Raw genomic sequence first — 9,996 nt, 5'->3', positions numbered from 1 at the left:
CTCCCGCCGCTTCCCAACCAGCCTCCGCTCCCGGACAGAGGCACACCTCCCACCAGTCCCGGCACTGCAAGGGCTGCATGTCCTCCCTACCGGTTCGTCGCGCTACCCGGTTATCGAATATCCAGTTCGCTATTTCGTTTCACCCCCGGCAGGAGATGCCGGCTGCAGCCAGCGCCGCCTTCAGCCCCGGCAGATCGATGGGCTCCGGGATGGGGGGGCGCTGACTGCCAGCGATGAGACCTTTGAGGAAGGCGACGTTGCCCTCGGTGAGGCCCAGGTCTTCCACCCGGGCCGTCAGCCGGGGGGCGTAGTGGTAATGGAGGAGCGACCCCACCGCCACGGCATCCGCACGGCCCCGGCAGACCGCTGCCTGCACGTGCTCCTTGCTGCCGGCGCCGCTGGCGGCGATCACCGGGATGGGCAGCTCGGCAGCCAGGCGGCGGATGAGATCCAGGGCAAAGCCGCTGCCGGTGCCGTCCCGGTCCACCGAGCCCACCAGCAGCTCACCGGCCCCCAGCTCGCAGACCTGCTTCGCCCAGCCCACGGCCTCGACGCCGGTTCGCTCCCGGCCGTTGTCGGTGTAACATTCGAAGCTGCCGTCCGGCTGCTCCTTGGCCTCGATGGAGACCACCACACACTGGGAACCGAAGGCCCGGGCCGCCTGGGCCACCAACTCTGGTCTGGCGATGGCGGCGGTGTTCATGGCCACCTTGTCGGCGCCGGCCCGCAGCAGGGTCTGGATGTCGTCGAGGCTGCGGACGCCGCCGCCCACGGTGAGCGGGATGAAGATCTCGGCGGCGGTGCGGCGGACGATCTCGGTGAGGTTGTTGCGGCCGTAAAGGCTTGCCACCACGTCCAGGTACAGCAGCTCGTCGGCGCCGTCCGTGGCATAGGCCCGGGCGAAATCCTCCGGCCGGCCCAGGACCCGCAAGCCCTCCATGCGCACCCCTTTCACCAGGGTGGGGCCTTTGATGTCCAGGCGGGGGATGACCCGCAGGTGCTTGGGCTCAGGATCGGGCATGAGGTTCAGGTCCCCTGTGGCGGCGTAGCAGCCGGTTCCGGCTGGCGCTGATCTCTTCTTGCTCAGACAGGTTTTGTGGTAAGAAACGAGGCTGGACCGTGCCTGGTCCCCTCTGATCCTGAACCATGCCGTCCGCAACTGCTCAGCGTCCACCCGCCATCGTCCCCACAAGGAGCAGACCGTCATGACCGAGCCGGAACCGATCATCCGCAACGGGCCGCAGCCGCCGCTCTTCCAGTCCATCGCCGCCGACGTCGTGCTCGGCCAGGGGGTGGTGCTCTGGCAGTTCGTCAACCTCTATGGTTGTGTCATCGGCGATGGAACCTATGTGGGCCCCTTTGTGGAGATCCAGCGCACGGCCCGGGTGGGGGCCCGCTGCAAGATCTCGTCCCACAGCCTGATCTGCGAAGGGGTGACCATCGGCGACGAGGTGTTCATCGGCCACCACGTGTCCTTTGCCACTGATCGCCTGCCCTGGGCGACCACCCGGGCCGGCCGGCCCACCACCCGGGAGGACTGGCAGCTTCTGCCCATCGTCGTCGAAGACGGGGCGGTCATCGGCTCGGGCAGCGTCATCCTGGGTGGGGTGACGGTGGGGGCCGGCTCGGTGGTGGGCGCCGGCTCGGTGGTGACCCGGTCCGTGGCCCCCGGTACCATCGTTGCCGGCAATCCGGCCCGGTTTCTCCGCCACGTCCGGCCCGAGGACCGGCCCGCTGGCGAGGCCAGTCCCTGAGCCGGAAGACGAACCGCAGAATGTCCAACAAGGAATTTCGAAGGATGAAGGGACCAGTAGTTGACGTTTCGGACCAGTTCTGCCGATCTCTTCTGCGGTTGGACATTCCTTGGATATTCGAAATTCGAACGATCACGCCCGTCAGACAATGTCCTTGAAATGGACGTACCCTGAATAGCCCACCTCTTCCAGCAGCTCCTCCCACTGGCCGGCGGTCAGGGCCAGCCGGTGGGTGGAGTCCCAGTTCAGAAACGCCTCGGCCATGGCCGGCGCCGACACGCACTGGATGACCAGGAGGGTGTGGCGGGCCCAGGTCGCCAGGCGCTGCACCGTGGCCTTGACCTCGTCCCGCTCCATGTGCGGCAGCACTTCCTTGGCGATGGCCAGGTCGAAGTAGCCCGCCGGGAAATCGAAGTCCACAGCCCCGCCCTGCCGGAGGCATCCCGCCAAAAGCGGGTGGGCCTGGGTCACGGCGTACGGGCTCAGATCGATGCCGGTCACCGCAAAGCCGAGCTTGGCAAACTCCACCAGAAGATAGCCCTTGGCACAGCCGATCTCCAGGATGCGGGCCGAAGGGACCAGCTCGAAGAAGCGGGCCACCCGGGCGGCCTCGTCGGCAAAGCGGCCGTCGTAGCGGTAGCCGCCGTAGCCCATGGCCGCCGGGTTGTCGAAATAGTCGTAGCCGAAGGCCTGGTGATCCGTGGTCTGGGCGGCGCGGCGAGCCGGGGTGGCCAGGCGCCGGCGTTCGTCCAGGGAACGGGGTGTGGCACCGAGAAGAACGGTCCGGATCATGCTGCAGGGGCCTCGTCGTCGGTGAGGCTATAGAAGTGGCGGCGGCTCAGGCAAAGCGGGTGGTCAGCAGCCATTCCCCCTGCTCCTCGCACGCCGCTCGAGGCGGCCGGAACAGCTGATTATGCCTCCGCGTTGACGGCAAATTCGATTCTTAGCGGCACGCCGAGTGCCAGGCTGGCGCGGGCCAGCGTAGCCAATGTGATACTGGTGTCATCTTCATCGAGAAGGCGATTAACCACCGCGCGACTGGTGTGCATCCGAGATGCCATCTCAGTTTTGGTAATATGTTTGGATTTCATCGCCTTGTCCAGCTGCCACGAAATTACTCGCTTGAGAGCTGCTGCAGTCACTTCTTCACGAATTCTCTCTTCTTGAAGAAAGTCGTCGAAGTCACGACCAATATGTGGATTACCCATAAGAGCCCCCGAAAGCTTTTCTTTGCGAGTCCTGGCTGTATCAAGCTCAGACCTGGGCGTCTTCTGCGCTTTCTTGATGAAAGCATGAAGCAAAACCATATGCCCTTCCATTACGGTAAACAGCACTATTGCTATGCGCCCCTCAAGATGGCTACGAACCTCCCATAAGTCATTTTCCATCTTCCGCACAAGGGGCATGCCCAACGGCCAACCAAATTGGACTTCCTTTATGTCTGTTCCAATGATCTTGCGATCCTCCGTTGACAATTCACGAAAAAATTCCCGGACGGGTTCATTTCCAGCCCCCGTGCGGAAAAATTTTACGGACAAAATGGGCCCGCGCATGCGTAGTCTATTGTATCAAAATAAATACGTTTGTCAAAATCGACTACTTCGTAGCCCAAGTTTGACACCGGCTCAAAAAAATAATTGTGACAGCGGGTCGTTACGAGGCATTTCTTATCCTGGTGGCACTACATTGGCGTCATCGAGACGGCTGTGGACAGTTTTCTTACACCTCCCGGGGGCGCCGAGGTCAGGTTCGCCACAGGGTGGTATTCATCCCAGCCCCAGCCCGTGGTCAGCTGAGTGCCGTTGATCGGCAACCGCTCCCAGGCAAGCTTCGTCATCTTGGAGCCGGTTTCATCCATGGTCAGGTCAAGACGATGGTGCTGCCCGATCCCGTGACATCGCTCTTTGAGGCGGCCTCGGGGACGTTCGTCCAGGAAGAAGCGGGAGGTGGCGCCGGGAAGATCGGTCCCGATCATGTCGTGGGTGCCTGGTCGGGGAGACCATAGAAGTACCGGCGGCTCATGGCGAAGCGGGTGGCCAGCAGCCGCTCCCCCTGCTCCCGGGTCATGGGCAGCTCCAGGAGGAGATCGATGACCGGCTCGGGCAGCTGGTGGCGGACGATGAAGTACCACCATTTCTGGAGCCGATTGAGCTTGTCCCGGTCCGGGATCACCAGGCGCGACTCGTCGAAGAAGCTCTCGGCGCAGGCATCCAGGCTGGCATCCTTCAGGAAGCCGTGCTCCACCGCGTACTCGGCCAGCCGGGTGCGGGGATAGGGCTGGAAGATCGACACCCAGGAGTCCTCCACCCGGTGCTCCAGGTTGAAGCGCAGGGTGTTCATGGCATCGGCCAGGGGATCCGGCACCGGCAGGCCGATCATGTTCTGCATGCGGATGCGGATGCCGTGCAGGTGGAAAAGCTCGATGGAGCGGATGACGCCCTCGTTGGTGAAGGCGCCCCGGTTGAGGATCTTGCGCTGCACCTCGGGATCCGCTGACTCCAGGGCGAAGTTGACCATCTCGCAGCCAGCCTCCCGGAGCATCTGCACCGTCCGCTCCTCCACCAGGTTGGCCCGGACGTTGATGAGAAAGGGCAGGCCGACCTCCTGCCGGTAAGCCTGGCAGAAGCTTTCCACCCAGGCGCCGTCGAAGAGGAAGTTGTCGTCCAGGAAGTTGATCTTGGCCAAGGGAAAGCGCTCCCGGATGGCGGCGATCTCCGCCAGCACGTTTTCGACGCTCCGCCGCCGGAAGAGGCCATCCCGCTGGTCGGCGTAGAGGCTCTTCCAGAGGTGGTTGTAGCAGTAGGCGCAGTTGTACGGGCAGTCCCGGAGGGTCATGACGTTCTTGATGGGGTTGTCCCGGAACCGGGGCTCGCCATAGAGAAGATCCCGGTCGGCAAAGGGCAGGCGGTCCATGTCCCGCACCAGGTTGCCCCGAAAGACCCCTGGCGACAGCCGGCCTGCCAGCACCTCCAGGATGATCTCCTCCCCCGCCCCCTGGATGACGTAGTCCACCCCCGGCTCAGCGCCGATCTCCGGGAAGAAGCTGCAGTGGGGGCCACCGAAGAGGGTGGTCACAGGGCGGCGCTCTTTGATGGCGCGGGCCGTGGCCAAGGCCCGCTGGTGCTCGCCGGTCATCACCGAAAAGGCGATCCAATCCGGGGCAAAGGCGTCCAGGACCGCGTCCAGATCCTCCTGGGCGGTTTGCACCAGGGCGGTTTCGTGGCCGTGCTGCTTGAGCACCGCCGACAGGACCATGATGCCGAGCTTTTCGTTCCGGAGTCGATGCTCAACAAACAGGACGCGGGCCATGGAAGGTCTCGATGGCGTGAATGATCCGCTCGACGGCGGTGTCCGCCAGCTCGGGGTAGATGGGGAGTGACAGGATGCGGTCGGCCAGGGCCTCGGCCTTGGGGAAGTCGCCCCGGCGGTGGCCCAGGACCCGGGCCGCTGGCTGCAGATGCAGGGGCACCGGGTAGTGGATACGGGTTTCGATGCCGGCCCTGGCCAGGTGCTCCTGCAGGGCCTGCCGCCGGTCGCTCTGGATGACGAAGGTCTGGTAGACGGGCTTCGTGTCCGGGGCCTCCAGGGGCACCGTCACCAGGGACGCCAGCCGCTGGCGAAAGCGCCCGGCAATCCGGCGGCGGGCAGCGATCCAGCCTTCGAGATGGGGCAGTTTCACCAGAAGAAGAGCGGCCTGCAGGGGATCGAGGCGGCAGTTGTAGCCCCATTCAGCAACGGTGTCCCGGTCCACGAGACCAAAGTTGCGCAGGGCCCGCAGGCGGCGGGCCAGCTCGGCATCGCCGGTGGTGATGATGCCGCCGTCGCCGACGCCAGGCAGGACCTTCAACGGGTGCAGGCTGAAGCACCCCAGGGTGCCCAGGGAGCCCACCCGGCGACCATGGTCAAGGGCGCCCATGGCCTGGGCCGCGTCCTCCACCACCGGGATGCCCCGGGCGGCGGCCAGGTCCAGCAAGGGGGCCATGGCCACCGGCCGGCCGGTGAGGTGCACCGGGATGATGGCGCGGGTGCGGGGGGTGATGGCCGCCTCCACCCTGCTGACATCCATATTGAGATCGTCACCCACATCGACGAAGACCGGCCGGCCGCCGCAGGCGATGATGGTGGAGACGGTGGCGACAAAGGTGTTGGGCACCGTGATCACCTCGTCTCCCGGTCCCACGCCCAGGGCGCGCATGGCCAAAAACAGGGCATCGGTGCCGGAGCTCACCCCCACCGCAAACCGGGTGCCGCAGTACTGGGCCAGCGCCTGTTCCAGCTGTTCCACGACAGGCCCCAGGATGTACTGGCCGGATTCCAGCACCGACCGGAAGGCTGCGGCCAAGTCCTCGGCCAGGGGCCGATTATGGGCGGCCAGGTCCACGAAGGGGATGGGGGGCTCGCTCATACGAAGCTCCGGTGCGGGCCGGGATGCAGCATCTGCCACAGGGCGTTGTTCATGCTGTGGTGCCGGCAGCTGGGCTGGCAGGTGGCGACATCGATGGCGGCCATGGCCGTGGCCACCCCACCCTGGCGGGCCTGCCGGCACAAGGCGGCGAAACCGCCGGTCGCCAGATTGCCCAGGGACAGGCGGTCTTCCTCCTGGCGGGCCAGGCAGGGCATGAGGGCAGCGTCGGTACGGACATAGAGCAGGAAGGGCCAGGCCAGGCACTGGCGGTAGCCGCGGGGCTGGCAGCGCACGGTGTCCCAGCGCATCTGGCTGGTGAAACCGGTCGTGGCCAAGGTGGTCGCCGCCTCCAGGGTCGCGGCGTGGGCCTGGTAGTCGACGCCGGCAGCGTAGGCGTTCTTCGGGTTGTGGAGGAACGGCTTCATGACGAAGTAGTCGACCCCGGCCTCCCGGGCCCGGGCCGCCAGCCGGGCGGCACCGGCAATGTTCTCCGGCAGCAGCACCATCTGCACGCCGATGGTGACCGGGCTTGCCAGCCGCCGCTTGGCGGCTACCAGCCCCTCGATGCGACGCCAGACCTCGCCGAAGACCCGGCGGTCGCAGCCGTGGACCCGGGCATACTCCTCGTCCTCGGTGCCATTGACGCTGAAGCGGATCCAGGTCAGAAGCTCGGCCAGGAGCGGCAGGTCCTGGTCCCGGATCAGGGCGCCGTTGGTACTGACAGCTACGTCGGCGCCGGCGGCGCGGGAGGCGGCCATGGCCGGCAGGAGCCCGCGGTTGGCAAACGGCTCGCCGTCGCCGGCAAAGACCAGGCCCCGCACGCCGGCCGCCGCCACATCCTGGCAGATGCTCTGCAGCAGCGCCGGATCCATGATGCCCCGGCGGTGGCCGAGATGGTCGTAGCCGCACATGAGGCAGCGATGGTTGCAGGCGGAAGACGGGCTCACCTCCACCGTGGGCGGGATCACGGCCTCGCCCTGGAGCCAGGCGTGCACCCGGTCCCAGTGGCTAAAGAGCTTGTGGTGCTCCAACGTCAGGCTCATGGCGCGTTCTCGGGAGCGGGCGAAGGCGCACCGAAATGGTGGGCCACCAGGGCCAGAAGCTGCCGGGCCGCCACCGCATAGGTGAAGCGCTCGCGCACCTTGGCCCGGCCCCGCTCGATGATGGCCAGGCGCCTCTGGGGGGCGTCCAGGATCTCCCCGATTTTATGGCTCAGATCCTCCCGGTTGCGGAAGAAGAGGTAGCCTTCGCCCTCGGCGAGGTACTGCTCCAGGGGATTGAGGTCCCGGTCGTCATCCAGCCGGTAGACGAGGACCAGGCTGCCGGCCAGGATCGCCTCGAACACCCGCTGGTGGGTGGTGGTAAAGGGGTGCATGTGGAGGTTGACGGCCGTCCGGTTGTAGACCTGGACCAGGTCGGGTCCGGGCTGGACCGGCCCTCGGGCATAGGGCGCCAGCAGAGGCTGCCGCTCCCAGCCCTTGCCGTAGATGTCAAGATCCCGCCCAGACTGCACAAGCCAGCCCAGGACCTCGGTACGGAGGAGATAGTTGCCGATGGTAGCGCGGATCTCTTCGTAGAAGCCACTGGTGGTCTGGGAATCGTCGAGGATCGGCCGCAGCACGGCCTGGTAATCGGCAAGGGTGATCGGCATGGACCGGCTGTCCGTGAAGGCAGGGGCGAGCAGGGCGTGGATCCGCTCATTGAGCGCGTGATTGGCCGCCGGCTCGGGCAACAGGGACGCCGCCGGGTTGGGGCAGTGGTTGACGTAGGCGATCGCCCGCTCGCAACGGTCCGTGGCAGGGGCGGTGTCGAAGATCTGCTCGTCGGCCGGCACCGGGAAGCGCACCAGGTTGGGGTAGCCGAGATGGTGCAGGTCTTCCAGGTAGGTCTGGACGAGCAGGAGGTCGTTGTGCCCGATCTTCTGCACGTGGCGGCCCGAGGTGACCGGCTCCAGCTTGTCCTGGATCCAGCTCACACACGGGATGGTGGCGGGGAGCCCGGACTCCTGCTTGAGATGATCCACGAGCAGAAGAAGGTCGGGCTGAAAATCGGCGATGTAGCGCAGGCGATGGTCCAGGCGGAATCCCGGCGGATCGTAAGGCCCTTCGATGACCACCCGCGTCTGGCAGTCCTGGTCCCCGAGCGCCCGCATGAAGCTGGCGGTGCAGTGCTGGACAAAGGTGCTGAAGCGGGAGGTGAAGGACATGACCCTGAGCCCGCCGCGGCCGATCTTCTCCGGCAAGCTGGCGCCGAAGTCCGGCGGATAGAGGTGCGCCAGGCGGGTCATGCCGTTTGCGACCTCCACCTTGATTTCATCCCGCAGACGTTCCAGAAGGGGGGTCACGTTTTCCTGGACAAAGGTAGCGTCGTCTGGCTGGAAGCCCACCGAGCGGGTGGGCAGGATCAGGTTCTCCTGCCGGATGACCGCCGCCAGATCCGCTTCGAACCGGTCCGGATCCAGGAGCCGGAAGATGAAGTCACACCGCGCCAGAGTACCGAGATCCAGGAGGGCCAGGCCGAGTTGGAGGACACCCGGGGGGACGGCGAGAAAGCAGGTGGCCTTCAGGAAGCTCGGGGCATCGGTGGCGACGCCGGCCAGGAAGCGGGCCAGGTGCTCCAGGGTTAGACAGCGGACCAGAACCCCTTCCGTGAACTCGCTCAGAAGCTGGTCTGGCCGATACTTGCCAGCCAGCTCGGCCAAGGCCAGCCGCTGCCAGCCGCCGGCCGTGCGCAGGAACAGGCCCTCCGGCAGGGCGATGGCCGAACTGAAGACCTGGTCCGGAAATCCCCAGGGCGCCAGGCGCTCGAAGAAGCCCGGGGCGATTCGGGCCAGAAGCGCGGCATTCTCCTCGTAGCGCTGGCGATGCCCGGCCGCGATCTCCTCCTGGGCCGCAAGCCGGGCCACGATCCGGTCGCCGGCCGCCACCAGGCTGGCCAGAAGGGCCGGGGACGGCCCCTGGCCGCCGATGATCTCGGCCAGTTCCGCCAGGCCAGGCAGATCCAGGCTTTCGGTATAGGTGGCCAGGAGCCGGGGCCAGGTCTGGTTGTTCACCGGCAGCTGCTGGAAGCACCCCCGGGCCTCCAGCCAGTCGCCGGCTGCCAGGGCCAGGTCCCCCAGGAGGCTCGCCACCGGCTGCACCAGGGACGGCTCCTTGCTGCCGGCCAGGATGGCCCGCAGGAGCACCCGGGCCTCGTCCCGAAGTCCGCCGGTCATGGCCTGGCGGGCGGCCACCAGCAGCTCCCGGGCCCCGGCCAGGGGCTCGGCCTGGCTGGCCAGCCACTGCTGCAGGGCCGGCTGGTTGTTGGCCCGGGCCAAGTCGAGAAGAGTGGTGTCGGCCGGAATCTGTCGGCCGGGGACGGCGGAAGTCATCGGCATCGTCCATCACAACGGGAAGGAGACGCTGCGTTGTTCGGCAGCCATGGTCGACAGGAGCTAGGGCTCTTGTTGATGAGGACGGACGGCGGGTGCCTCCGTGCCCACCAGGGCCGTCACCACTTGCGGCACACTGGAAAAATGGCGGTCGGCAGTGACCAGTACCAGACCATGCTGCATGGCCACAGCCGCAATCCACAGGTCATTGGTTGGAATGGGTGAGCCCTGCCGCCGCAGGAAATCCAGAATCACCGCGTAACGTTCGGCGGTTTCCTCGTCCAGGGCCACCGTGGCCACCTTGGAAACGGCGAGGAAACGGGCCAGGATCTCCTTGTTGCGCTGCTCGGCGTTGCCCCTCTTGAACCCGGCCAGGAGCTCGCCGATGACCACGGCCGGCAGGTACACCTCGTCGGCAGCATCCAGTACCAGGGTGATCTCGTGGCGGCCGCGCAGGAGGCCGGAGT

The 9,996-nt window shown here is 66.2% G+C and carries 10 protein-coding genes and 1 pseudogene; 1 reads left to right on the top strand and 10 read right to left on the bottom strand.

Annotated features, from left to right (window positions below; translation table 11 throughout):
- Window positions 1-139 precede the first annotated feature (139 nt).
- Entirely contained in the window at window positions 140-1,021 is an 882-nt protein-coding gene (locus AB1634_17210; GenBank protein ID MEW6221254.1) for an imidazole glycerol phosphate synthase cyclase subunit, read from the bottom strand.
- A 184-nt stretch (window positions 1,022-1,205) separates the two neighbouring features.
- Here AB1634_17210 and AB1634_17205 point away from each other — a divergent pair, with 184 nt between their 5' ends.
- On the top strand, window positions 1,206-1,754 hold the full coding sequence (locus AB1634_17205) for an acyltransferase (protein ID MEW6221253.1): 549 nt from the start codon (window positions 1,206-1,208) through the stop codon (window positions 1,752-1,754).
- A gap of 141 nt (window positions 1,755-1,895) precedes the next feature.
- Here AB1634_17205 and AB1634_17200 read toward each other — a convergent pair whose 3' ends face one another.
- The 9 genes and pseudogenes from AB1634_17200 to AB1634_17160 all read right to left on the bottom strand — a co-directional run.
- A complete protein-coding gene (locus AB1634_17200; GenBank protein ID MEW6221252.1) occupies window positions 1,896-2,546 on the bottom strand; it encodes a methyltransferase domain-containing protein in 651 nt (216 codons plus the stop codon).
- Between the two features lie 119 nt (window positions 2,547-2,665).
- Window positions 2,666-2,845: a helix-turn-helix transcriptional regulator gene (locus tag AB1634_17195; protein ID MEW6221251.1), complete on the bottom strand. Its 180-nt coding sequence runs from the start codon at window positions 2,843-2,845 to the stop codon at window positions 2,666-2,668.
- Window positions 2,846-2,983: 138 nt separating this feature from the next.
- Window positions 2,984-3,307, bottom strand: a pseudogene (locus AB1634_17190) (type II toxin-antitoxin system RelE/ParE family toxin).
- 128 nt (window positions 3,308-3,435) lie between these two features.
- The gene (locus AB1634_17185; GenBank protein MEW6221250.1) at window positions 3,436-3,729 is read right to left on the bottom strand and encodes a hypothetical protein; all 294 of its coding nucleotides are present in this window, start codon (window positions 3,727-3,729) and stop codon (window positions 3,436-3,438) included.
- On the bottom strand, window positions 3,726-5,063 hold the full coding sequence (locus AB1634_17180) for a radical SAM protein (protein ID MEW6221249.1): 1,338 nt from the start codon (window positions 5,061-5,063) through the stop codon (window positions 3,726-3,728). The genes AB1634_17185 and AB1634_17180 overlap by 4 nt, the downstream gene beginning before the upstream one ends.
- Window positions 5,041-6,159 carry a DegT/DnrJ/EryC1/StrS family aminotransferase gene (locus AB1634_17175; GenBank protein MEW6221248.1) on the bottom strand — a complete coding sequence of 373 codons (1,119 nt, stop codon included), beginning with the start codon at window positions 6,157-6,159 and terminating at the stop codon, window positions 5,041-5,043. The genes AB1634_17180 and AB1634_17175 overlap by 23 nt, the downstream gene beginning before the upstream one ends.
- Window positions 6,156-7,202, bottom strand: coding sequence for a radical SAM protein (locus AB1634_17170; GenBank protein ID MEW6221247.1), 1,047 nt, complete (start codon window positions 7,200-7,202; stop codon window positions 6,156-6,158). The genes AB1634_17175 and AB1634_17170 overlap by 4 nt, the downstream gene beginning before the upstream one ends.
- On the bottom strand, window positions 7,199-9,529 hold the full coding sequence (locus AB1634_17165; protein ID MEW6221246.1) for a glycosyltransferase: 2,331 nt from the start codon (window positions 9,527-9,529) through the stop codon (window positions 7,199-7,201). Before AB1634_17165 ends, AB1634_17170 begins: the two co-directional genes overlap by 4 nt.
- A gap of 63 nt (window positions 9,530-9,592) precedes the next feature.
- A partial coding sequence (locus AB1634_17160) for a type II toxin-antitoxin system VapC family toxin (protein ID MEW6221245.1) occupies window positions 9,593-9,996 on the bottom strand: 404 nt, incomplete at its 5' end.

The organism is Thermodesulfobacteriota bacterium, assembly GCA_040755095.1.
Classification (GTDB): domain Bacteria; phylum Desulfobacterota; class Desulfobulbia; order Desulfobulbales; family JBFMBH01; genus JBFMBH01.
This window is presented reverse-complemented; position numbering and strand designations above follow the sequence as displayed.